General features: G+C 43.7%; 22 protein-coding genes. 7 read left to right on the plus strand and 15 right to left on the minus strand.

Annotated elements, in window-relative coordinates; translation table 11 throughout:
* Genes hisD through hisIE form a run of 7 tightly spaced genes read left to right on the plus strand, consistent with a single transcriptional unit; the run spans position 1 to position 6,129 of the window.
* On the plus strand, positions 1-1,305 hold the full coding sequence (gene hisD, locus D9738_RS08735; protein ID WP_130259985.1) for a histidinol dehydrogenase: 1,305 nt from the start codon (positions 1-3) through the stop codon (positions 1,303-1,305).
* Positions 1,302-2,372: a histidinol-phosphate transaminase gene (hisC, locus tag D9738_RS08740; protein WP_130259986.1), complete on the plus strand. Its 1,071-nt coding sequence runs from the start codon at positions 1,302-1,304 to the stop codon at positions 2,370-2,372. The genes hisD and hisC overlap by 4 nt, the downstream gene beginning before the upstream one ends.
* Complete coding sequence (gene hisB, locus D9738_RS08745; RefSeq protein WP_000080136.1) at positions 2,372-3,439, plus strand: bifunctional histidinol-phosphatase/imidazoleglycerol-phosphate dehydratase HisB; 1,068 nt, start codon at positions 2,372-2,374, stop codon at positions 3,437-3,439. Before hisC ends, hisB begins: the two co-directional genes overlap by 1 nt.
* On the plus strand, positions 3,439-4,029 hold the full coding sequence (gene hisH / locus D9738_RS08750) for an imidazole glycerol phosphate synthase subunit HisH (protein WP_130259987.1): 591 nt from the start codon (positions 3,439-3,441) through the stop codon (positions 4,027-4,029). The genes hisB and hisH overlap by 1 nt, the downstream gene beginning before the upstream one ends.
* The gene (hisA, locus tag D9738_RS08755; RefSeq protein WP_130259988.1) at positions 4,029-4,766 is read left to right on the plus strand and encodes a 1-(5-phosphoribosyl)-5-[(5-phosphoribosylamino)methylideneamino]imidazole-4-carboxamide isomerase; all 738 of its coding nucleotides are present in this window, start codon (positions 4,029-4,031) and stop codon (positions 4,764-4,766) included. Before hisH ends, hisA begins: the two co-directional genes overlap by 1 nt.
* Positions 4,748-5,524 carry an imidazole glycerol phosphate synthase subunit HisF gene (hisF, locus tag D9738_RS08760; RefSeq protein WP_000880156.1) on the plus strand — a complete coding sequence of 259 codons (777 nt, stop codon included), beginning with the start codon at positions 4,748-4,750 and terminating at the stop codon, positions 5,522-5,524. The genes hisA and hisF overlap by 19 nt, the downstream gene beginning before the upstream one ends.
* A complete protein-coding gene (gene hisIE / locus D9738_RS08765) occupies positions 5,518-6,129 on the plus strand; it encodes a bifunctional phosphoribosyl-AMP cyclohydrolase/phosphoribosyl-ATP diphosphatase HisIE (RefSeq protein WP_130259989.1) in 612 nt (203 codons plus the stop codon). Before hisF ends, hisIE begins: the two co-directional genes overlap by 7 nt.
* Positions 6,130-6,225: 96 nt before the next feature.
* Here hisIE and wzzB read toward each other — a convergent pair whose 3' ends face one another.
* From wzzB to rfbB, 15 genes are all read right to left on the minus strand, one after another.
* Entirely contained in the window at positions 6,226-7,203 is a 978-nt protein-coding gene (gene wzzB, locus D9738_RS08775) for an LPS O-antigen chain length determinant protein WzzB (RefSeq protein WP_130260050.1), read from the minus strand.
* 146 nt (positions 7,204-7,349) lie between these two features.
* Positions 7,350-8,516: a UDP-glucose 6-dehydrogenase gene (gene ugd, locus D9738_RS08780; protein ID WP_000704798.1), complete on the minus strand. Its 1,167-nt coding sequence runs from the start codon at positions 8,514-8,516 to the stop codon at positions 7,350-7,352.
* Positions 8,517-8,764: 248 nt separating this feature from the next.
* Entirely contained in the window at positions 8,765-10,171 is a 1,407-nt protein-coding gene (gndA, locus tag D9738_RS08785) for an NADP-dependent phosphogluconate dehydrogenase (RefSeq protein WP_000043483.1), read from the minus strand.
* Between the two features lie 163 nt (positions 10,172-10,334).
* On the minus strand, positions 10,335-11,705 hold the full coding sequence (gene cpsG / locus D9738_RS08790) for a colanic acid biosynthesis phosphomannomutase CpsG (RefSeq protein ID WP_130259990.1): 1,371 nt from the start codon (positions 11,703-11,705) through the stop codon (positions 10,335-10,337).
* Between the two features lie 13 nt (positions 11,706-11,718).
* Positions 11,719-13,155 carry a mannose-1-phosphate guanylyltransferase/mannose-6-phosphate isomerase gene (locus D9738_RS08795; protein ID WP_088209945.1) on the minus strand — a complete coding sequence of 479 codons (1,437 nt, stop codon included), beginning with the start codon at positions 13,153-13,155 and terminating at the stop codon, positions 11,719-11,721.
* A gap of 2 nt (positions 13,156-13,157) precedes the next feature.
* On the minus strand, positions 13,158-13,979 hold the full coding sequence (locus D9738_RS08800) for a glycosyltransferase (protein ID WP_088209944.1): 822 nt from the start codon (positions 13,977-13,979) through the stop codon (positions 13,158-13,160).
* A complete protein-coding gene (locus D9738_RS08805) occupies positions 13,976-15,094 on the minus strand; it encodes a glycosyltransferase family 1 protein (protein ID WP_130259991.1) in 1,119 nt (372 codons plus the stop codon). Before D9738_RS08805 ends, D9738_RS08800 begins: the two co-directional genes overlap by 4 nt.
* A complete protein-coding gene (locus D9738_RS08810) occupies positions 15,091-15,912 on the minus strand; it encodes a sugar polymerase (RefSeq protein WP_088238518.1) in 822 nt (273 codons plus the stop codon). The genes D9738_RS08805 and D9738_RS08810 overlap by 4 nt, the downstream gene beginning before the upstream one ends.
* Before the next feature lie 11 nt (positions 15,913-15,923).
* Positions 15,924-17,063, minus strand: coding sequence for a hypothetical protein (locus D9738_RS08815; protein ID WP_130259992.1), 1,140 nt, complete (start codon positions 17,061-17,063; stop codon positions 15,924-15,926).
* A complete protein-coding gene (locus D9738_RS08820) occupies positions 17,044-18,309 on the minus strand; it encodes an oligosaccharide flippase family protein (RefSeq protein ID WP_130259993.1) in 1,266 nt (421 codons plus the stop codon). Before D9738_RS08820 ends, D9738_RS08815 begins: the two co-directional genes overlap by 20 nt.
* 43 nt (positions 18,310-18,352) lie before the next feature.
* Complete coding sequence (locus D9738_RS08825; protein WP_130259994.1) at positions 18,353-19,444, minus strand: glycosyltransferase family 4 protein; 1,092 nt, start codon at positions 19,442-19,444, stop codon at positions 18,353-18,355.
* Position 19,445: 1 nt separating this feature from the next.
* Positions 19,446-19,985, minus strand: coding sequence for a dTDP-4-dehydrorhamnose 3,5-epimerase (rfbC, locus tag D9738_RS08830; protein ID WP_088209883.1), 540 nt, complete (start codon positions 19,983-19,985; stop codon positions 19,446-19,448).
* Between the two features lie 4 nt (positions 19,986-19,989).
* Positions 19,990-20,868 (minus strand): glucose-1-phosphate thymidylyltransferase RfbA, encoded by an 879-nt coding sequence (gene rfbA / locus D9738_RS08835; protein ID WP_130259995.1) that lies wholly within the window; start codon positions 20,866-20,868, stop codon positions 19,990-19,992.
* Positions 20,869-20,925: 57 nt separating this feature from the next.
* Positions 20,926-21,825 carry a dTDP-4-dehydrorhamnose reductase gene (gene rfbD / locus D9738_RS08840; RefSeq protein WP_130259996.1) on the minus strand — a complete coding sequence of 300 codons (900 nt, stop codon included), beginning with the start codon at positions 21,823-21,825 and terminating at the stop codon, positions 20,926-20,928.
* A complete protein-coding gene (gene rfbB, locus D9738_RS08845; protein WP_130259997.1) occupies positions 21,825-22,910 on the minus strand; it encodes a dTDP-glucose 4,6-dehydratase in 1,086 nt (361 codons plus the stop codon). The genes rfbD and rfbB overlap by 1 nt, the downstream gene beginning before the upstream one ends.
* Positions 22,911-23,090 lie beyond the last annotated feature (180 nt).

The following is a 23,090-nucleotide window of genomic DNA, read 5'->3' on the forward strand; positions in this document are numbered from 1 at the left end:
ATGAGCTTTAACACAATCATTGACTGGAATAGCTGTACTGCGGAACAACAACGCCAGTTGTTAATGCGCCCGGCGATCACCGCTTCTGAAAGCATTACCCGCACTGTTAACGATATTCTCGATAACGTGAAAGCACGCGGCGATGACGCCCTGCGTGAATACAGCGCGAAGTTTGATAAAACCACGGTTACCGCGCTGAAGGTGTCTGCTGAGGAAATTACCGCCGCCAGCGAACGCCTGAGCGATGAGCTAAAACAGGCAATGGCGGTGGCAGTAAAGAATATTGAAACCTTCCACACTGCGCAAAAACTGCCGCCGGTAGATGTTGAAACTCAGCCTGGTGTGCGTTGCCAGCAGGTAACGCGTCCGGTGGCTTCGGTGGGTTTATATATTCCTGGCGGCTCCGCCCCGCTCTTCTCAACGGTATTAATGCTGGCGACTCCGGCGCGTATTGCAGGCTGTAAAAAAGTGGTGCTGTGCTCACCGCCGCCGATTGCCGATGAGATCCTTTACGCGGCGCAGCTGTGCGGCGTGCAGGATGTGTTTAACGTCGGTGGCGCACAGGCCATTGCCGCACTGGCGTTTGGCACAGAATCCGTGCCCAAAGTAGACAAAATCTTCGGGCCAGGTAACGCCTTTGTCACCGAGGCAAAACGCCAGGTAAGCCAGCGTCTTGACAGTGCGGCAATCGATATGCCCGCAGGCCCGTCGGAAGTACTGGTGATTGCTGACAGCGGCGCTACGCCGGATTTCGTGGCTTCTGATTTGCTCTCCCAGGCAGAACACGGCCCGGACTCACAGGTGATTTTACTGACGCCCGATGCTGATATGGCGCGTCGCGTTGCCGAGGCTGTCGAACGCCAGCTGGCAGAGCTGCCGCGTGCCGAAACCGCCCGTCAGGCACTGAGCGCCAGCCGCCTGATTGTGACCAACGATTTAGCGCAGTGCGTAGAGATCTCCAACCTCTACGGCCCGGAGCACCTGATCATTCAGACCCGCAACGCCCGCCAACTTGTCGATGGCATCACCAGCGCCGGTTCGGTATTTCTTGGTGACTGGTCACCGGAATCGGCAGGTGATTACGCCTCCGGCACCAACCATGTACTGCCGACTTACGGTTACACCGCCACCTGTTCCAGTCTCGGACTGGCAGATTTCCAGAAGCGTATGACCGTGCAGGAACTGTCGAAAGAAGGTTTCTCCGCGCTGGCTTCGACCATTGAAACACTGGCCGCCGCCGAGCGTCTGACCGCCCACAAAAATGCCGTTACTTTGCGTGTTAACGCCCTTAAGGAGCAAGCATGAGCACCGTGACTATTACCGATTTAGCGCGTGAAAACGTCCGCAACCTGACGCCGTATCAGTCGGCGCGTCGTCTGGGCGGTAACGGCGATGTCTGGCTGAACGCCAACGAATACCCCACAGCCGTGGAGTTTCAGCTCACTCAGCAAACGCTCAACCGCTACCCGGAATGCCAACCGAAAGCGGTGATTGAAAATTACGCGCAGTATGCAGGTGTAAAACCAGAGCAGGTACTGGTCAGCCGTGGCGCGGACGAAGGTATTGAACTGCTGATTCGCGCTTTTTGCGAACCAGGTAAAGACGCCATTCTCTATTGCCCGCCAACGTACGGCATGTACAGCGTCAGCGCCGAAACTATTGGCGTCGAGTGCCGCACAGTGCCGACGCTGGACAACTGGCAACTGGACTTACAGGGCATTTCCGACAAGCTGGACGGCGTAAAAGTGGTTTATGTTTGCAGCCCCAACAACCCGACCGGGCAACTGATCAATCCGCAGGATTTTCGCACCCTGCTGGAGCTAACGCGCGGTGAGGCGATTGTGGTTGCCGATGAGGCCTATATCGAGTTTTGCCCGAAGGCATCGCTGGCTAGCTGGCTGGCGGAATATCCGCACCTGGCTATTTTGCGCACACTGTCGAAAGCTTTTGCTCTGGCGGGCCTTCGTTGCGGATTTACGCTGGCAAACGAAGAAGTCATCAACCTGCTGATGAAAGTGATCGCCCCCTACCCGCTCTCGACGCCAGTTGCCGACATTGCGGCCCAGGCGTTAAGCCCGCAGGGAATCGTCGCCATGCGCGAACGGGTGGCGCAAATTATTGCAGAACGCGAATACCTGATTGCCGCACTGAAAGAGATCCCCTGCGTGGCGCAGGTTTTCGACTCTGAAACCAACTACATTCTGGCGCGCTTTAAAGCCTCCAGCGCAGTGTTTAAATCTTTGTGGGATCAGGGCATTATCTTACGTGATCAGAATAAACAACCCTCTTTAAGCGGCTGCCTGCGAATTACCGTCGGAACCCGTGAAGAAAGCCAGCGCGTCATTGACGCCTTACGTGCGGAGCAAGTTTGATGAGTCAGAAGTATCTTTTTATCGATCGCGATGGAACCCTGATTAGCGAACCGCCGAGTGATTTTCAGGTGGACCGTTTTGACAAACTCGCCTTTGAACCGGGCGTGATCCCGCAGCTGCTGAAGCTGCAAAAAGCGGGCTATAAGCTGGTGATGATCACCAATCAGGATGGTCTGGGAACACAAAGTTTCCCGCAGGCGGATTTTGATGGCCCGCACAACCTGATGATGCAGATCTTCACTTCGCAAGGCGTACAGTTTGATGAAGTGCTGATTTGCCCGCACCTGCCCGCCGATGAGTGCGACTGCCGTAAGCCGAAAGTAAAACTGGTGGAGCGTTATCTGGCTGAGCAAGCGATGGATCGCGCCAACAGTTATGTGATTGGCGATCGCGCGACCGATATTCAACTGGCGGAAAACATGGGCATTAATGGTTTACGCTACGACCGCGAAATCCTGAACTGGCCGATGATTGGCGAGCAACTCACTAAACGAGACCGTTACGCCCATGTAGTGCGCAACACCAAAGAGACGCAGATTGACGTTCAGGTGTGGCTGGATCGCGAAGGTGGCAGCAAGATTAACACCGGCGTTGGCTTCTTTGATCATATGCTGGATCAGATCGCCACCCACGGCGGTTTCCGTATGGAAATCAACGTCAAAGGCGACCTCTATATCGACGATCACCACACCGTCGAAGATACCGGCCTGGCGCTGGGCGAAGCGCTAAAAATCGCCCTCGGCGACAAACGCGGTATTTGTCGCTTTGGTTTTGTGCTGCCGATGGACGAATGCCTTGCCCGCTGCGCGCTGGATATCTCTGGTCGCCCGCACCTGGAATATAAAGCTGAATTTACCTACCAGCGCGTGGGCGATCTCAGCACTGAAATGATCGAGCACTTCTTCCGTTCGCTCTCATACACCATGGGCGTGACCCTGCACCTGAAAACCAAAGGTAAAAACGATCACCACCGTGTAGAGAGCCTGTTCAAAGCCTTTGGTCGCACCCTGCGCCAGGCCATCCGCGTGGAAGGCGACACCCTGCCCTCGTCGAAAGGAGTGCTGTGATGAACGTGGTGATCCTGGATACCGGCTGCGCCAACCTGAACTCGGTGAAGTCAGCCATTGCACGTCACGGCTATGACCCCAAAGTCAGCCGCGACCCGGACGTCGTGTTGCTGGCCGATAAACTGTTTTTACCCGGCGTTGGCACTGCGCAAGCGGCGATGGATCAGGTACGTGAGCGCGAGCTGTTTGATCTCATCAAAGCCTGTACCCAACCGGTGCTGGGCATCTGCTTAGGGATGCAACTGCTGGGGCGGCGCAGCGATGAGAGCAACGGCGTCGATTTGCTGGGTATCATCGACGAAGACGTGCCGAAAATGACCGACTTTGGTCTGCCGCTGCCGCATATGGGCTGGAACCGCGTTTACCCGCGGGCAGGCAACCGCCTGTTTCAGGGGATTGAAGACGGCGCGTACTTTTACTTTGTTCACAGCTACGCAATGCCGGTCAATCCGTGGACCATCGCCCAGTGCAATTACGGCGAACCGTTCACCGCGGCGGTACAAAAAGATAACTTCTATGGCGTGCAGTTCCACCCGGAGCGTTCTGGTGCCGCTGGCGCTAAGTTGCTGAAAAACTTCCTGGAGATGTGATGATTATTCCGGCATTAGATTTAATCGACGGCACTGTGGTGCGTCTCCATCAGGGCGATTACGGCAAACAACGCGATTACGGTAACGACCCGCTGCCGCGCTTACAGGATTACGCCGCACAAGGTGCCGAAGTGTTGCACCTGGTGGATCTGACCGGGGCAAAAGATCCGGCTAAACGTCAAATCCCACTGATTAAAACCCTGGTCGCTGGCGTTAACGTTCCGGTGCAGGTTGGCGGCGGCGTGCGTAGCGAAGAAGATGTGGCGACGTTACTGGAAGCTGGGGTTGCGCGCGTGGTGGTTGGCTCCACTGCGGTGAAATCACCAGAAATGGTGAAAGGCTGGTTTGAACGTTTCGGTGCCGATGCCTTAGTGCTGGCGCTGGATGTCCGTATTGACGAGCAAGGCAACAAGCAGGTGGCGGTCAGCGGCTGGCAAGAGAACTCGGGCGTTTCACTGGAACAATTGGTGGAAACCTATCTGCCCGTCGGCCTGAAACATGTGCTGTGTACCGATATCGCGCGCGACGGCACGCTGGCAGGTTCTAACGTCTCTTTATATGAAGAAGTGTGCGCCAGATACCCGCAGGTGGCATTTCAGTCATCCGGCGGCATTGGCGACATTAACGATGTTGCTGCCCTGCGTGGCACTGGCGTGCGCGGCGTAATAGTTGGTCGTGCATTACTGGAAGGTAAATTCACCGTGAAGGAGGCCATCGCATGCTGGCAAAACGCATAATTCCGTGTCTCGACGTTCGTGATGGTCAGGTGGTGAAAGGCGTACAGTTTCGTAACCATGAAATCATTGGCGATATCGTGCCGCTGGCAAAACGCTACGCCGAAGAAGGTGCGGACGAGCTAGTGTTCTACGATATCACCGCCTCCAGCGATGGACGTGTGGTAGATAAAAGCTGGGTATCTCGCGTGGCGGAAGTGATCGATATTCCGTTCTGCGTGGCGGGAGGAATTAAATCGCTGGATGACGCCGCGAAAATTCTTTCCTTTGGCGCGGATAAAATCTCTATCAACTCCCCTGCGCTGGCGGACCCGACGTTAATTACTCGCCTGGCCGATCGCTTTGGCGTGCAGTGTATTGTGGTCGGTATTGACACCTGGTACGACGCCGAAACCGGTAAATATCATGTGAATCAATATACCGGCGATGAAAGCCGCACCCGCGTCACTCAGTGGGAAACGCTCGACTGGGTACAGGAAGTGCAAAAACGCGGTGCCGGAGAAATCGTCCTCAACATGATGAATCAGGACGGCGTGCGTAACGGTTACGACCTCGAGCAGCTGAAAAAAGTGCGTGAAGTCTGTCACGTTCCGCTGATTGCCTCCGGTGGCGCGGGCACTATGGAGCACTTCCTTGAAGCCTTCCGCGATGCCGACGTTGACGGCGCGCTGGCGGCTTCCGTATTCCACAAACAAATAATCAATATTGGTGAATTAAAAGCGTACCTGGCAACACAGGGCGTGGAGATCAGGATATGTTAACAGAACAACAACGTCGCGAACTGGACTGGGAAAAAACCGACGGGCTGATGCCGGTGATTGTGCAACACGCGGTATCCGGCGAAGTGTTAATGCTGGGCTACATGAATCCGCAAGCGCTGGACAAAACCATCGAAAGCGGCAAAGTCACCTTCTTCTCGCGCACTAAACAGCGACTGTGGACCAAAGGCGAAACATCGGGCAATTTCCTCAACGTAGTAAATATTGCGCCGGACTGCGACAACGACACATTGCTGGTGCTGGCGAATCCCATCGGCCCAACCTGCCACAAAGGCACCAGCAGCTGCTTCGGAGATACCGCTCACCAGTGGCTGTTCCTTTATCAGCTGGAACAACTGCTCGCCGAACGCAAATCTGCCGACCCGGAAACCTCTTACACTGCCAAACTATATGCCAGCGGCACCAAGCGCATTGCGCAGAAAGTGGGCGAAGAAGGCGTGGAAACCGCACTGGCAGCAACGGCGAACGACCGCTTTGAGCTGACCAACGAGGCATCGGACTTGATGTATCACCTGCTGGTGCTGCTGCAGGATCAGGATCTGGACTTAACGACGGTGATTGAGAACCTGCGTAAACGGCATCAGTGAGTTGCGGGGTAAGCGGATGCGACAACAACATCGCATCCGGCAAAAAAAACGGGCAAGGTGTCACCACCCTGCCCTTTTTCTTTAAAACCGAAAAGATTACTTCGCGTTGTAATTACGCAGAGCGTTACGCCCCAGCACAATCCCCGCGCCAACCATGCCGCCCAGCAGCACCGCCAGAATCAAGGTGATTGCCTTTTTCGGACTATCGCGACGAATAGGTAACGTCGGTTTCATTACATAGCGGTAAGCATGAATATCAAGATCATCAACTTTTAAGCTTTCGATATCCAGCAGGTTTTGACGTGTCTGATAGTAGTTTGGTGAGAACACCAACGGACGGGTCGCTTCATGCTTAATCATCGACTCCAGCGCTTCGCTCCCCAAAAGGAACAACGTATCTTGCGTCACATCTTCAGTCTGCTGAACCTGTGGCTTTGTCACCTGCGCCTGATTCGCATACTGCAACGCTTCCTGAATCTGACGGATACGCAGATCTTTCTGCTCCTGCGCAACCACTTCCTGAGTTCTCAAAGAATCCTGCAAGTTTTTCATACGCAGCGCGATGTTGTCTTTCAGGTCTTTTTCCAGTTCTTCATTAACCTGGTCGTCAACTTGCTGGATATACTTCGCCAACTGTTTCTGCGAACCTTCAGGTGTTTCACCAACATAAGACACCGCCAATGGTAACGACTGGTTTTTAACGGTAGGCTCAATGGTCAGCTTCTCTGCTTCTTCCCGGTTATCCAGCGTTTCCGCCAATGCTGAGAATGCGGTGCTGTAACGTCCGATAAGCGAAGCCTGAATGTCGGAGACTTTCGGTACAGCCGGACCGTAAATCACATTCATCGCGTTGGTATAACCAGCGATTTGCCCCACATCAGGTTGAGTAACGATAGCTGTGGAAGTCCACTTTTCTTTGGCAACGGCCAAATACCCTATAGCCAGGGCAATAGCGACAATGACAGAGATGATAATTGTCATCTTGCCGCGCCACAACTGCACCAGTAAATCAATCAAATCAATCTGTTCCGGGTCATGGTTTTGCCCAGAGACATTATTATTTTCTACTCTCATCATTACCCTAACGGACGAAATAATTTTAAGTCGCCATAGTTTAGCGATAATCGCCATGAATGCTATAGGATAAATGATAAAAATAATGAATTATTACAAAGGGAACATAAGAGAATCAGGGCGAAAATCGCCCTGATAACAGGATGTTAGTCGCTGCCAAAAAGATCGCGGGTGTAGACTTTGTCTGCCACATCCTTAAGCTCTTCTGCCATACGGTTGGAGATAATGACGTCGGCTTGTTGTTTGAAGGTGGCGAGATCACGTTCCAGGCGAGAGTTGAAGAATGAATCTTCTTTCATCACCGGTTCGTAGATGATCACTTCAACGCCTTTCGCCTTGATACGTTTCATAATCCCCTGAATGGAAGACGCACGGAAGTTATCTGACCCGCTCTTCATAATCAGACGATAAATACCCACCACTTGCGGCTTGCGTGACAAAATGGCATCGGCAATAAAATCTTTACGCGTGCGGTTTGCATCGACAATTGCCGAAATCAGGTTATTCGGCACAGACTGGTAGTTCGCCAGTAACTGCTTGGTATCTTTCGGCAGACAATAACCACCATAGCCAAACGACGGATTGTTGTAATGGTTGCCAATACGCGGATCGAGACAAACGCCTTCGATAATCTGGCGAGTATTCAGCCCTAAACTTTCTGCATAGCTATCCAGTTCATTAAAGTATGCTACGCGCATCGCCAGATAGGTATTAGCGAAAAGTTTAATCGCTTCTGCTTCAGTGGAGTCGGTAAACAGGGTCGGGATATTTTGCTTAATCGCGCCTTCCTGTAACAACGCAGCAAAACGTTCTGCGCGTTCTGAACGCTCACCGATGACAATACGTGAAGGATGGAGATTATCGTAAAGGGCTTTACCTTCACGGAGGAATTCCGGAGAGAAAATAAGGTTATCGATACCCAGACGTTCTTTAATTGATTTGGTGAAACCTACCGGAATCGTAGATTTAATCACCATGACAGCATTAGGATTAATTTCTGTCACATCGCGAATGACCGCTTCCACGCTTGAGGTATTAAAATAATTCGTTTTCGGATCATAATCGGTAGGTGTGGCAATAATAACGTAATCGGCATTTTTATACGCGTCATACTTATCTGTCGTAGCGCGGAAATTGAGATCTTTAGTCGCCAGATACTCTTCAATCTCCTTATCAACAATCGGTGACTGCTTCTTGTTAAGCATGTCCACTTTGGCCTGAACGATATCCAGTGCAACCACTTCGTGATTTTGCGCAATCAGAATACCATTTGAAAGACCAACATAACCTGTTCCTGAAATTGTTATTTTCATTAGCTCTGACTTCTTCCGGTTAAACATTTAGAGTGGTCATTAATCCACCACCACAACTTCATCTACTGCGGGATTTTTAACGCTGATGTAGATGAACTGTCAAGGCAGCGATCCTGCTGTGCGGCGCTGTATTATATCGCGTTTTTAACTATAAATTATAAAAAAAGGCCATAACCTGCCGCTTTATATAATAAAAAAGCCCGGAGGTTTTCCCCGGGCCTTGCATTGATTAATTGATTTAAATCAGATTAATCCAGCCATTCGGTATGGAACACACCTTCTTTATCAATGCGCTTATAAGTATGCGCACCGAAATAGTCACGCTGTGCCTGGATCAGGTTTGCAGGCAGAACAGCGGCACGGTAGCTGTCATAATAGGCAACCGCAGCGGCGAAGGTCGGAACCGGGATACCGTTCTGTACTGCATAAGCAACGACATCACGCAGCGCCTGCTGGTAGTCATCGGCAATTTGCTTGAAGTACGGAGCCAGCAGCAGGTTAGCGATCTGCGGATTTTCGGCATAAGCATCGGTAATTTTCTGCAGGAACTGCGCACGAATGATGCAGCCAGCACGGAAAATCTTCGCGATTTCGCCGTAATTCAGATCCCAGTTGTACTCTTCAGACGCAGCACGCAGCTGAGAAAAGCCCTGAGCGTAAGAAACGATTTTGCCCAGATACAGCGCACGGCGAACTTTTTCGATGAACTCAGCCTTGTCGCCTGCTGGCTGCGCTTGCGGGCCAGAGAGAACTTTAGATGCGGCAACACGCTGATCTTTCAGAGAAGAGATATAACGTGCAAACACAGACTCTGTAATCAGCGACAGCGGTTCGCCGAGATCCAGCGCGCTCTGGCTAGTCCATTTACCGGTACCTTTGTTTGCTGCTTCATCCAGAATCACATCAACCAGGTAGTTACCGTCTTCATCTTTTTTAGTGAAAATGTCTTTGGTGATGTCGATCAGGTAGCTGCTCAGTTCACCGTTATTCCACTCGGTAAAGGTCTGCGCCAATTCTTCGTTGGTGAGATTCAGGCCACCTTTAAGCAGAGAATAGGCTTCAGCAATCAGCTGCATATCGCCGTATTCAATACCGTTGTGAACCATCTTCACATAGTGACCTGCACCATCGGCACCAATATAGGTAACACATGGCTCACCGTCTTCAGCCACTGCGGCGATTTTGGTCAGAATCGGTGCAACCAGTTCATAGGCTTCTTTCTGCCCACCGGGCATAATGGAAGGACCTTTCAGCGCGCCTTCTTCACCACCGGAGACACCGGTACCAATGAAGTTAAATCCTTCGGCAGAAAGCTCACGGTTACGACGAATGGTGTCCTGGAAGAAGGTGTTACCACCATCAATGATGATGTCACCTTTATCGAGGTATGGCTTGAGGGAATCAATAGCAGCATCCGTGCCTGCACCTGCTTTCACCATTAACAGGATGCGACGAGGCGTTTCCAGAGATTCAACAAACTCTTTCACCGTATAGTAAGGAACCAGTTTCTTGCCTGGATTTTCGGCAATCACTTCTTCCGTCTTTTCACGGGAACGGTTGAAAATAGAGACGGTATAACCACGGCTTTCGATGTTGAGCGCAAGGTTGCGCCCCATCACTGCCATACCGACGACGCCGATCTGTTGCTTTGACATTGTTTACTCCTGTCAGGGGGTGGTCACCGCCGAGTGTGCGGCTTAAATGTGGTATAGATGTTAACTCACTCATAGAGATGCTGAATAGCATTACCTTGGCTATACCACACTGGATATCTCATCTTTTCCGTCTTTTAAAACCCATTTATATGAAATTACTGGATTACTTACTCAGTAACTCAAGGATAAGTTTTGTTTTTTCTTCCATCAGCGGCACATCACCGCGCGATTCCACATTCAACCGTACCACCGGTTCGGTGTTGGAGGAGCGCAGGTTAAAGCGCCAGTCGGCAAAGGTCATGCTGATGCCATCGGTGCGATCCACCGCCAGCGCCTCGCGGCTAAAATGCTGTTCGACGCGGTTAATCGCCTCAACGGGGTGCGCCAGTTTGCTGTTGATCTCACCGCTTGCCGGAAACGCTGTCATCCGGTCGCGCACCAGTTCACCCAGCGTTTTTCCTTTCAGACACACCAGTTCGGCGACCAGCAGCCACGGGATCATGCCGCTGTCGCAGTAAGCGAAATCACGGAAGTAATGGTGGGCACTCATTTCGCCACCGTAGATGGCGTCTTCCTTGCGCATCCGTTCTTTAATAAAGGCGTGTCCGGTTTTCGACATTACCGGGGTGCCGCCTGCGGCGGTCACCACATCAACGGTATTCCAGGAGAGACGTGGATCGTGGATGATCTTCGCGCCGGGATTTTTTTCGAGGAACGCTTCTGCGAGCAGGCCGACAATGTAGTAGCCCTCGATAAACTGCCCTTTTTCGTCAAACAGAAAACAGCGGTCAAAATCGCCATCAAAAGCAATGCCCATATCCGCGCCGTGTTTGATGACCGCATTGCGGGTGTCGTCGCGGCATTCCGGCAGCAGGGGGTTAGGAATACCGTTGGGGAAATTGCCGTCCGGTGTGTTGTGTACTTTGATTAATTCCACGGGCGTGCCGAGGGCTTTAAAGCGGGCTTCGATAGCGTCCACCACCGGACCCGCTGCGCCGTTCCCGGAGTTGATCACCAGCTTGAGCGGCGTGAGGTTTTTGACATTGATATAACCGAACAGGTGATCAACGTAAGCGTCACGCAGGTTGATTTGCTGATAGCGACCGCGTTTGGTTTCATCGACGGGAGGAAAGTCGTTGGCTTCAGCCAGGCGCTGGACGTCGCGCAGTCCGGTATCACCGCTGATCGGGCGAGCCCCTTCGCGCACCAGCTTCATGCCGTTGTAATCCATCGGGTTATGGCTGGCGGTAACTTCGATGCCGCCATCCACACCGAGATGGAACGTGGCGAAATAGATCTCTTCGGTGCCGGACATGCCAATATCCAGCACATCGACGCCCGCATCCTGTAAACCTTTCGCCAGCGCCAGTTTTAAGGTTTCGCTGGTGAGGCGGACATCACCGCCTAACACAATGGTTTTCGGTTTGAGAAATTCGCCATAGGCACGCCCAATACGCCAGGCAATATCTTCATTCAGTTCTTCGCCTAATTTCCCGCGAATATCATAGGCTTTAAAACAAGTAAGCATATTCATTCTTAAGTAACCACTATTTATCTAAACTATGATAATTATCAAATCTAATAACATCATCTTCTCCAAAATACTCGCCAGTTCTTACTTCGATTATTATTAATGGTACTTCCCCAAAATTTTCCAAACTATGTTTAACTCCCGATGGAATAAATATTGATTCATTTTCACTAATAATTTTTTCTTCTGAGTTTATTTGGACTTTAGCTGTTCCAGAAATGACAATCCAATGCTCTACTCTATAATAATGCATTTGAAGTGACAGTGACTCTCCCGGATTAACTAATATATGCTTAACTTGGTATCCTACGCCTTCACAAAGATAATTATATTTACCCCATGGTCTATGAACTTCTCGATGTAAAGAATACTCTTTCAGATTTTCATTTTTAAGTTTATCAACAATTAGCTTTACTTCTTGAGATTTTTTTTTATCAGCAACAAGCAAAGCGTCTTTCGTTTGAACAACAATTAAGTTTTCGATTCCGAGTGTCGTTACCAGCGATGATTCAGCATATATATAATTATCATGGGCATCAAAACTAATAACGTTTCCTTTGCTAAAATTCCCATGTTCATCCTTGCTGCTAACATCCCATAATGATTCCCATGATCCGACATCACTCCATCCAACGTCCATAGGAACGACAACTGCATCACTTGTATTTTCCATGACTGCACAATCGATAGACTCTGATGGGCTTTTATTAAATTGAGATGCATTAATCCTAATAAAATCCAAATCATGCCCTATATTTTTTACAGAACTCAAACAAATCTGATATATTTCTGGTCTATATTTCTTCAATTCCTTTAAATAAATATCTGCGCGAAATAAAAACATACCGCTATTCCAATAATACTCTCCATTTTTCAAATATTTTCGTGCCAAAGTTAGATTTGGTTTTTCAACAAAATTAGACACTTGATAAGCGATAACGTCATTATTGTTTACTTTATTACCTCTATGAATATAGCCATAACCCGTTTCTGCATATCTAGGGGTAATTCCGAAAGTAACCAGCTTTCCTAATTGAGCTAACGAAATGGTTTTTTTTATAGTCTCAATAAAAACGCTTTCATTCTCTATAATATGATCTGCAGCCAGAACTAACAATATAGCTGATGATATATTTGTAATTTTCTCAGCGATAAACGCAGACAATGCAATTGCTGGCGCAGTATTCTTACCTTCAGGCTCCAGTACAATATTATTCGATAATTTACCGATTTTTTTTAGTTGTTCTGCAACGATAAAGCGATGCTTATCATTACAAACGACTATCGGTTCGGAGCACTTTAGATTAGCTAATCTTGAAATAGTGGCCTGTAACATTGACACATTCCCTTGCAAAGAAAGAAATTGCTTAGGGTATTGTTCCCTAGACAATGGCCAGAGTCTAGTACCATTTCCTCCACATAAAATTACTGGGATAATTTGTTTCTCTTTCATAGTTAGCTCCGAAGAAAGATTTTGTATAAACTCACACGAATTTTATTTGGAATGATTCTGACACTGGTACGACATATAGCATTTGAAACAAACCTTGGAAGAGAAATATAATTCAAAACATAAAAATTCCATTGAGTTCTTAATTCTGATAAAGCATATTTTATCCCTCCCCTGCGTTTCAATGCCTCATCAGAAAAACGCATATCAACTAATATTTCTTGTATATTGTCCCCTTTGCATCCGGAATTAAGCATTTTCATCCATAATGAGTAATCCTCATATAAATGCTCATTACCATAGCCACCGAGTGACAGTATAGTTTTTTTTCTAAAACATACAGCTGGATGATTAAATGGACATCTTTTCTTTGAAAAAATGTCTAATGATTGTTGAGGAGGAACTTTTCTCACTTTAGTTTTATCACCAGGTATCACTGAGAATTCCTCGACCCACGAACTTAATATATCAATATCAGGATTTTGCAATAAATAATTTAGTTGGCACTGAAATCTATTTGGTCGGTTAATATCATCAGCATCGGCTCGCACAATCACTTCATATTTACAATGTTTAAGCCCTTCATTAAGAGCAGCACCTAATCCAGAGTTTCTCTCTAAACCAATACTTTTAATATTTAAAACATTTGACCAACCGTTAATAACTTTTCTTAATTCTCGAGTAATAGGTCCATCTTCGACCAAGATTACCTCTGTAGGTTGTAGACTATTATTTGCAATTGATTTAAGTGCCTCAAACAAAAAGGTTGGATCATCTTTCTTACAGACAGCCATCAAAAGAGAAAAGAACATTGAATTTTCACTCATGAAATAGCCTTTTTAATTACAGAAGTCAGACATTCAATCTGCTTTTCACTTTCAAACCTATCTAACTCATGCTTAAATACTTTCTCTGACAGGTTCAAATTACATACATTTACCATAGCATTTGTTAAATCATTTAGATTCGAGTTAACAACGATTCCAGCATCACCAACTATTTCAGGTAATGCTCCCAGATCTGAAACAATTACAGGTTTGTTGTGGAACATACTTTCGATCACAGGAATCCCGAATCCCTCACTTTTTCCTAGTAATAGGCTAGCAGTACATGAACTATATAGTGAATTTTTTTCGAGTTCTGAAATATACCCTAAGAGAATAACCTTGCCGGATAAATTAAACTCATCAATTAGGTTACATAAGGATTTTTTTGCTCCTAAATCCCCACCAGCAATAAGCAATTTGTAATCTTTATACTGCTCATCCATTTGAATAAATTTATAGAAAGCTTTAATCATCAAATCATACTGTTTATCGGATTGCAATGCTCCAACAGAAAAAAAGTATTTACAATTAATCCAACAATTCATTGATGGATTCTCTATATGTATATTTGGTAACGTATTATAAGTCACTATAACTTTATCACCACTGGTACCAAGAAGACGCATAATCTCCATCTTGGAATAATTAGAAACAGTTATTATTTTATATGCAAACTTTGCAGATAGATAAGTAAATAGTTTCAAATATTGTCTCTGCAATAAACTAAATCTATTCTTTCTCTTGAATGGTAGCAAATCGTGGATAGTTATTATAGATTTTTTTGAAAAAGCTAATATTAATGGATTTATATTATTAGGACTATAAATTACATCATAATCTCTATGATACAAAGGTAACATTATTTGTTCGTAGAAAACTCTTGTGAGTTTACTATTAATTTTTTTTACAGGTATATATTTTATGTTTTCATTTTTTGAAAAAGTAAACATCTTTTGTATCGGAATATGTGCCAAATATAAAATACATATTTCGCATTCTAGTTCTTCAATAACCCTGTTAATACTTTTAATAGCAACATCTCTGAAATAAACTCCCACACCGTAATATTTTTCTTCAGAAAAACTCAATAGATTTATTAAAATTCTTTTTTTCATTTTGAACCAACTTTAAAATTTAGTATCGATAATAATTTTCTTTCCATTTTTGCGATTTGCTCATAAATAAAATGCTGAGTTTTTTGCTTCCACGTGGGAAAGATTGAAACCAATACTCCATGTTTAGAAATATTTCCTGATACATAATGTTCAAGAAAAACACACTTACCTTTAACATTCAATCTTTCTATATTTTTAATATTATTCTTGGATTGGTACCACACAGTAGCTGTGTCTGTATCTATCAGATGACTGATCACAAATTCTTTAAATCTTCTGTCTATATGAGTACTCCAGTTGAAAAGCTCAGTAACTGAATCAACAAATGGAAAAGTTGGGGATATATCAGATAGTAACTTCAAATATAGATCTCTTGCTGGTTTATTCATTATTATACAAAATGAAGATATATAACCAATGTCATTGCTCCATGGGTTTCTATAACAGATATTATTATATGGATCTATTCTTCCACCGATAGCCGGGATTGATAAGCGAGCAACTGTATTTTTATACTTTAATAAATGTTTTAAGAAAAATTTCGCATTATGCCTAGTGAACAAAGTATCATTCAACATCAATATTATGTCATATTCATCTTCAAATTCTTTTTTTAGTAGCTGAAGCCCTTCATTGTATGCTGAGAATTCATTAAGAGTATTTGTGCCAATAATAACAGTTGGATCTGTTATTTGTCTTCTTAAGTTGTTATCGACAATAATAAGTTTATATTTAGTATTATGCAAATGTAACTTAAACCATTTTTTTATATACGCTGGGGGCAGGGTATATACACAAACCACAATATACATATTCATTATATTTTCCTTTATTTTCTTAAACCAGGTACAGCTACACCCAATAAAAAAAACTCCAGAGCCATTATGTTAAAAAAACCATCAAATGCTAAATCTTGCATTAAAGCTATATTTAGAATTAGAAATATTGGAAAATAAAATTTTTCACGTTTCAGAATAACTAATCCTGCCATTAATAAAATGAACAGCCATACAAACATAGTATAGTAACCTGATACCCTAACTATATCTAATAACATATTATGGAACCAGATACCATCATAACCTTCACCATGAACAATTAAACCTCCCCATGGATAATTCATGAAATTCTTTAAACCATATTCAAGCATACTAAATCGAGGACTGCTTAGTCCTCGATTTTCAAACCCTCCAAAATCTAAATAATTTAAAAAATTAAAGTCATTTATATAAATAAATAATGTAACTATGAACGGGATAAAAATAATGAAAGATATTAACAAGTTAGTTTTATGTTTAAAGATTACAAAAATGAAATAAAAAATTAATAATAAGAAGGATGCTCGAGAGCCAAGATAAATAACACTAAAATAAAAAGATGTGATAATTAACAACCCAACCCATATTTTATTTATTTTCCCTGCATTGAGGTGAAGATATAAAATTGTAAATAGAATCAACTGTAATGCATATAATGGAGAATTTTCATCATTCCCATTGAACACATCATATATTCCATTATATCCTGGATAACCGCTAATCTTACTATAGATACAGACAGCATAGACATAAACCACGCTAAATAATGAAAAAAAAGATAAGAGTCGTTCTCTATTTTGAGTTCTAACACATCCCAACCCGTAAAAAAAAACGAAATAAAGATATATTACTAAAGTTCGTGATAAAAACTTATCAGCACCTCTTTCATAATTATCCAACCCCAAAAAAAGATATATTCCAAAAAAAAAAGTAATACTTCCGAACCAAAGCCAACCAGATATATTTTGCTTAAAAGTAGTACCTCTTATAATAATCGCACCTATAATAAATATAAGTGAGGGTATCTGAAGTCGAAATGAGATAAGTAATAGACCAAATACTGAGACATAGTAATAAAAGTTTGAGCCATTATATTTATTAATATGATCACTCTTTAACTCTTGTAGTGAATTATGTATATTTTCTATCATTTACTTTTGCCTGAAATAAAATATAAACTATCAAGACAGCATATGTGACTGCATTGGTTAATGAAAACATAATAATACAAATTATCGCATCTTTATATAAATAATAGCCTAACATTAGGCTTAAAATCCTCAATAAAAAAGAAATAACTTCATATAGAAGAAAGTAGTTTTGAATTTTCAATGGCGGTATAGTATCCATCGCGGGTCTAGCACTTAACCAAAAAATGCAATAAATAGCCATCCATTGAAAAAAAATGCTAGACGTAATCCACCCATCTCCAAAAATAATTTTAAATACAATGCCAGATAACAATATACATGGCAAATAGATAAATAAGGATACAATAAACAGTCCCAAAATTGTTTTTCTTAAGAAATTATAAATAGGTTTTTTTTTGGTAAATTTCTCTGCGATTGTAGGATAATATACATTACTTATCGAAGTGCTTAACAAAGTCACTGGAGCAGTTAGTAACGTTTGAGCAAGCACATAAAAGCCTACTATTTTAGAATCAAAATAATACCCCAACAAAAATATCGGCAAATTTTGAGACAATGCATTGATTAATACTTGCGGAGTTCTATATAGCGGAAAATCATAATAGCCGCGCGCAACCCTTATAAAATTATTCTTTTTTATTTTTGATAAAGGAATTCCAAGCCCTTTCTTATAAGATCGATAAAAGAACTGTAAGCATTGAAAAATTACTCCTGCACCTGTTGTATATATTATCATGATTTGTGTTGGTAAAATCCCGCCCCCGATTACCTTCAAACCATTCATAATTAATGCTTGACTGACAGATACTTTTGCTATTTCTTTAAACTGTTTTTTCCTTATTAGCCATTGCTGTCCACTTTGCTGTAGAGGTAGGAATGCCATGATAAATGGTAATAGTAATATATACCATTCAGGGTATTGACTGAAACTTCCATCTAAATATTCCAATCCCCCTATTACGATTAATAGAACTCCTGCACCCACCAAACCTATACAAATGCTAAGGTAAGCAATATAAATAGCGGTTTTATCAGACTTTGGTAACACAATTGCAATTGGAAAACTTAATGAAGCTATCGGAATCATAATGTTAATAAACGCCATTAAGCTTCCCATCATTCCATAAGACTCAGGACCATACAATCTTGTAATCAAAGGAATAAAACAAAAATTAATTAATTGAGCTACTGCGGTTCCAGAAATAAGCAAAGCAATGTTTTTAAAAACACCATTAATTATGGCCATTATTTTCAACTCATAAAGATAGACATTAAAAAGTTGTCATAAATTATTTGTGAATAACTTCCCTCCATTTATTTGATATATTTTTCTTTTCATAAAACTTTGCCTCAGCAATCGCACAATCCTTGTACTTTTGTAATAAAAATTCATCATTATTTAAATCTGTGATTATCTTCTGTGCCGACTCAACAAATTCATTCTCACTGAAAATGAGCTCTGCTAATAATTTATTCTTTAGTATGGTCCTAGGACCTTTGTGATCAGTAGTAATAGGTACTACCCCACAAGCCATTGACTCTATTAATGCGATTCCAAATAATTCTTCCCACCCGTTAATTTTAATTGATGGAAGTAATATAATATCAGTTTGCCGCAATTGTTCTGCTATTAATTTTTTATCCGATAGGTACCCTAAGTATTCAACATTAGTCTTTGACCTGCTTAACTCAGTTATTTTGCTTGAGTAACTTCCGCTGCCCATTATTTTAAAATTAACATTATCATTATTTTCAATAATATAAATAAGATTTTCAATTCCTTTGTTTTTTTCAAGTCGCCCTAAGTAACATATAGTTAATGTTTTTTTTCGATCTTGCCTTGGCGAAGGATAGAAAATATTTGAGTCATACGAATGATAAACAATGAATGTTTTATCTTTCATATTAAAGTTTGAAATTAAACTATGCGCAGAATCAGGTGTTACACATGCAACCGCTTTAGCATTATTTAAAAAAGTCTTCCACTCATCAATTAATACCTCAGGATTTTTATATGTTTTTTTAGGATAGTCACTGCCATCCCAATAAAGCCATGATGTGTGATAAATATAATCTTGTCCCTTCAATAATTTATTTATTAAAAAAACATATTTATCTAACGGGGCCATGCCTATAACAACCAACTTTCCATTATTCATTCTTGGAAAGAATGAGTATATCATCAATATCAAATAATCTTTGATCGCCTTTATAACGGCATTTATTTTCTTTTTTTTAATTGCAGCATAAATATTATGTAAAATACTGAATTCCAAAAAACGGACCTTAATTCCTCTCTCCTGAGCAATCTCTATTATTCCTTGGTAATGAGTTGGTTCTCCATATTCATGGATTATTAATAATTCACTATAATTTTTCATTTTATAAAATACCGTTGAATTTTGGATGCTTGGTATCTTTAAAAGATAGTATTAAATCTGTAGACAGAGGCCAATCTACCCCTATATTTTCATCATCCCATCTGATCCCTCGTTCACATTCAGGGTGATAATACTGAGTCGTCTTATAAACAAACTCCGCCGTCTCACTCAGCACCAAAAAACCATGAGCAAACCCCTCAGGGATCCACAACTGGCGTTTATTCTCAGCAGATAAAGTCACCCCAACCCACTTGCCAAAAGTAGGTGACGATTTACGAATATCAACCGCTACGTCAAAAACTTCACCAACAACGCAGCGCACCAATTTCCCTTGCGCATAAGGTTCTAATTGATAATGCAGTCCGCGTAAAACACCTTTACAAGACTTCGAATGGTTATCCTGGACAAATTCAACTTTGCGGCCTACAGCTTCCTCAAAAACCTTCTGGTTGAAGCTCTCAAAAAAGAAACCACGCTCATCACCAAAAACTTTCGGTTCAAAAATCAGTACATCTGGAATTTCTGTTTTAATTACGTTCATTTTATTAATAACCTTTAATCATTTTAAGCAGATACTGACCATAAGCATTTTTTTTCAGCGGATCAGCTAATACTTTCACCTGCTCAGAATCAATAAACCCTTTACGGTAAGCAATTTCTTCCGGGCAGGAAACTTTTAACCCCTGACGCTCTTCAATTGTTGCGATGAAGTTGCTTGCCTCAATCAGGCTTTGATGTGTCCCCGTGTCCAGCCATGCATAACCACGGCCCATCATGGCAACAGATAAACGCCCCTGTTCCATATAAATACGGTTAATATCGGTAATTTCTAGTTCACCGCGGGCAGAAGGCTTAAGATTTTTCGCCATTTCCACAACGTAGTTATCATAGAAATAAAGCCCGGTTACCGCATAATTACTTTTTGGTTGTAATGGTTTTTCTTCCAGGCTGATTGCAGTACCGTTTTTATCAAACTCAACAACACCATAGCGTTCAGGATCATTTACGTGATAGGCAAATACCGTTGCACCACTTTCTTTGTTAACAGCGGCATCCATTAACTTCGGCAGATCGTGACCGTAAAAGATATTATCACCAAGAATCAAAGCACAATCATCACCACCAATAAACTCTTCACCGATAATAAATGCCTGCGCAAGACCATCCGGACTCGCTTGCACTTTGTACTGAAGATTCAGCCCCCACTGGCTACCGTCACCCAGCAGTTGTTGAAAACGAGGAGTATCCTGTGGCGTACTGATAATCAAAATATCGCGAATACCCGCCAACATCAGTGTAGAGAGCGGATAATAGATCATCGGTTTATCATAAATCGGTAGCAGCTGTTTACTGACTGCCATAGTCACAGGATAAAGACGAGTACCAGAACCACCCGCTAAAATAATACCCTTACGCGTTTTCATTTCATCATTCCTTTTAATTCATCTTGCTCCACCATCACGAACAAGATGCAAAAACTATTAAATTGCTGTAGTCGTAAATAATTCGTTGAGCATTCGTTTCACGCCAACCTTCCAGTCAGGCAAGACAAGCGCAAAGTTCTGCTGAAATTTTTCTGTATTAAGGCGAGAGTTATGTGGACGATGAGCTGGTGTAGGATAGGCAGTTGTTGGTACTGCGTTGAGCTTGTTGAGTGCAAGGGGAATGCCTGCTTTGCGCGCCGCTTCAAAAACCAGCGCAGCATAATCGTGCCAGGTTGTTGTACCACCAGCAACCAGATGGTACAAACCAGCAACTTCTGGTTTGTTTACTGCCACGCGAATGGCGTGTGCGGTGCAATCAGCCAGCAATTCGGCACCTGTTGGTGCGCCAAACTGATCGTTTATCACAGCCAGTTCTTCGCGCTCTTTTGCCAAACGCAACATTGTTTTGGCGAAGTTATTTCCTTTACCTGCATATACCCAGCTGGTACGGAAAATAAGATGCTTCGCGCAATGTTCTTGTAACGCTTTTTCTCCGGCTAGTTTAGTTTCACCATAAACATTCAAAGGTGCTGTTGCATCCGTCTCCTGCCACGGTATTTCACCTGTCCCCGGAAATACGTAGTCAGTAGAGTAGTGAATAACCCAGGCGCCGACTTCATTAGCTGCCTTTGCAATCGCTTCGACACTTGTCGCGTTAAGTAATTGTGCAAATTCCGGTTCTGATTCAGCTTTGTCTACTGCGGTGTGAGCGGCTGCGTTGACTATAACATCAGGCCGAATGCTTCTTACGGTTTCAGCTACACCTTCGGGATTACTAAAATCACCACAATAATCAGTGGAGTGAACATCAAGAGCAATCAGATTACCCAGCGGTGCCAGAGCACGCTGCAATTCCCAACCAACCTGCCCTGTTTTGCCGAATAGGAGGATATTCATTACTGGCGGCCCTCATAGTTCTGTTCAATCCACGATTGATAGGCGCCACTTTTCACATTATCAACCCATTTTGTATTGGACAGGTACCATTCCACTGTCTTTCGAATCCCGCTCTCAAACGTTTCTTGCGGTTCCCAGCCCAATTCACGGCTAATTTTATCGGCATCGATTGCATAACGGCGATCATGCCCTGGGCGATCAGCAACATAAGTAATTTGCTCACGATAAGATTTCTCTTTCGGTACTATCTCATCCAACAAATCACAAATAGTCAGCACAACATCGATGTTTTTCTTTTCGTTGTGTCCGCCAATGTTATAGGTTTCCCCCGCTTTACCTTCAGTAACTACGGTATACAACGCTCGAGCATGATCCTCTACATACAACCAGTCGCGGATCTGATCTCCTTTGCCATAAATAGGTAATGCCTTACCTTCCAGTGCATTAAGAATAACCAGTGGAATAAGCTTTTCCGGGAAATGATAAGGACCATAGTTGTTCGAGCAATTAGTCACAATTGTCGGTAAACCATAAGTACGTTTCCATGCGCGAACCAAATGATCGCTTGACGCTTTAGAAGCAGAATACGGACTACTTGGCGCGTATGCTGTCGTTTCCGTAAATAACGGCAACGTTTCATTGCTATTTACTTCATCCGGATGGGGTAAGTCACCATACACTTCATCAGTAGAAATATGATGAAAGCGGAAGTTTTTTTTCTTTTCATCATCCAGACCAGACCAATAATTGCGCGCTGCTTCTAAAAGTACGTAAGTTCCTACAATATTAGTTTCAATGAATGCGGCCGGGCCAGTTATTGAGCGGTCAACGTGGCTCTCAGCCGCCAGGTGCATCACCGCATCTGGCTGGTGTTGTGAAAAAATACGAGCCATCGCTGCGGCATCGCAGATATCTGCATGCTCAAATGAATAACGTTCAGAATCAGAAATTTCAGCGAGCGATTCCAGATTTCCGGCGTAGGTTAATTTATCGACATTAACAACACTATCTTGCGTATTATTTATTATGTGATGAACAACAGCAGAACCAATAAATCCTGCGCCACCAGTAACAAGTATCTTCACTTTTTTATTCCATATAGCCAGAGAGCATGCTGTGAAATAGACTGCTCCAGATTTGATTAATAGATGCATTAATGCACGCTACCGCCCCTGGCTTAACAGCTACCAGAGCACTGCGTACATTTCCACGATGTGACGAGCGTAACCCACTCGTGCCAAATCCGAAAAATTCAAACGCTAATT

Origin of the sequence: Escherichia sp. E10V5, from assembly GCF_004212315.1 — a bacterium.
Lineage (GTDB): Bacteria > Pseudomonadota > Gammaproteobacteria > Enterobacterales > Enterobacteriaceae > Escherichia.

Bases quoted from the DNA above. Each gene is read 5' to 3' on its own strand.
- hisD (WP_130259985.1), top strand. From the start codon at position 1: ATGAGCTTTAACACAATCATTGACTGGAATAGCTGTACTGCGGAACAA.
- hisC (WP_130259986.1), top strand. From the start codon at position 1,302: ATGAGCACCGTGACTATTACCGATTTAGCGCGTGAAAACGTCCGCAAC.
- hisB (WP_000080136.1), top strand. From the start codon at position 2,372: ATGAGTCAGAAGTATCTTTTTATCGATCGCGATGGAACCCTGATTAGC.
- hisH (WP_130259987.1), top strand. From the start codon at position 3,439: ATGAACGTGGTGATCCTGGATACCGGCTGCGCCAACCTGAACTCGGTG.
- hisA (WP_130259988.1), top strand. From the start codon at position 4,029: ATGATTATTCCGGCATTAGATTTAATCGACGGCACTGTGGTGCGTCTC.
- hisF (WP_000880156.1), top strand. From the start codon at position 4,748: ATGCTGGCAAAACGCATAATTCCGTGTCTCGACGTTCGTGATGGTCAG.
- hisIE (WP_130259989.1), top strand. From the start codon at position 5,518: ATGTTAACAGAACAACAACGTCGCGAACTGGACTGGGAAAAAACCGAC.
- wzzB (WP_130260050.1), bottom strand. From the start codon at position 7,203: ATGAGAGTAGAAAATAATAATGTCTCTGGGCAAAACCATGACCCGGAA.
- ugd (WP_000704798.1), bottom strand. From the start codon at position 8,516: ATGAAAATAACAATTTCAGGAACAGGTTATGTTGGTCTTTCAAATGGT.
- gndA (WP_000043483.1), bottom strand. From the start codon at position 10,171: ATGTCAAAGCAACAGATCGGCGTCGTCGGTATGGCAGTGATGGGGCGC.
- cpsG (WP_130259990.1), bottom strand. From the start codon at position 11,705: ATGAATATGCTTACTTGTTTTAAAGCCTATGATATTCGCGGGAAATTA.
- D9738_RS08795 (WP_088209945.1), bottom strand. From the start codon at position 13,155: ATGAAAGAGAAACAAATTATCCCAGTAATTTTATGTGGAGGAAATGGT.
- D9738_RS08800 (WP_088209944.1), bottom strand. From the start codon at position 13,979: ATGAGTGAAAATTCAATGTTCTTTTCTCTTTTGATGGCTGTCTGTAAG.
- D9738_RS08805 (WP_130259991.1), bottom strand. From the start codon at position 15,094: ATGAAAAAAAGAATTTTAATAAATCTATTGAGTTTTTCTGAAGAAAAA.
- D9738_RS08810 (WP_088238518.1), bottom strand. From the start codon at position 15,912: ATGAATATGTATATTGTGGTTTGTGTATATACCCTGCCCCCAGCGTAT.
- D9738_RS08815 (WP_130259992.1), bottom strand. From the start codon at position 17,063: ATGATAGAAAATATACATAATTCACTACAAGAGTTAAAGAGTGATCAT.
- D9738_RS08820 (WP_130259993.1), bottom strand. From the start codon at position 18,309: ATGGCCATAATTAATGGTGTTTTTAAAAACATTGCTTTGCTTATTTCT.
- D9738_RS08825 (WP_130259994.1), bottom strand. From the start codon at position 19,444: ATGAAAAATTATAGTGAATTATTAATAATCCATGAATATGGAGAACCA.
- rfbC (WP_088209883.1), bottom strand. From the start codon at position 19,985: ATGAACGTAATTAAAACAGAAATTCCAGATGTACTGATTTTTGAACCG.
- rfbA (WP_130259995.1), bottom strand. From the start codon at position 20,868: ATGAAAACGCGTAAGGGTATTATTTTAGCGGGTGGTTCTGGTACTCGT.
- rfbD (WP_130259996.1), bottom strand. From the start codon at position 21,825: ATGAATATCCTCCTATTCGGCAAAACAGGGCAGGTTGGTTGGGAATTG.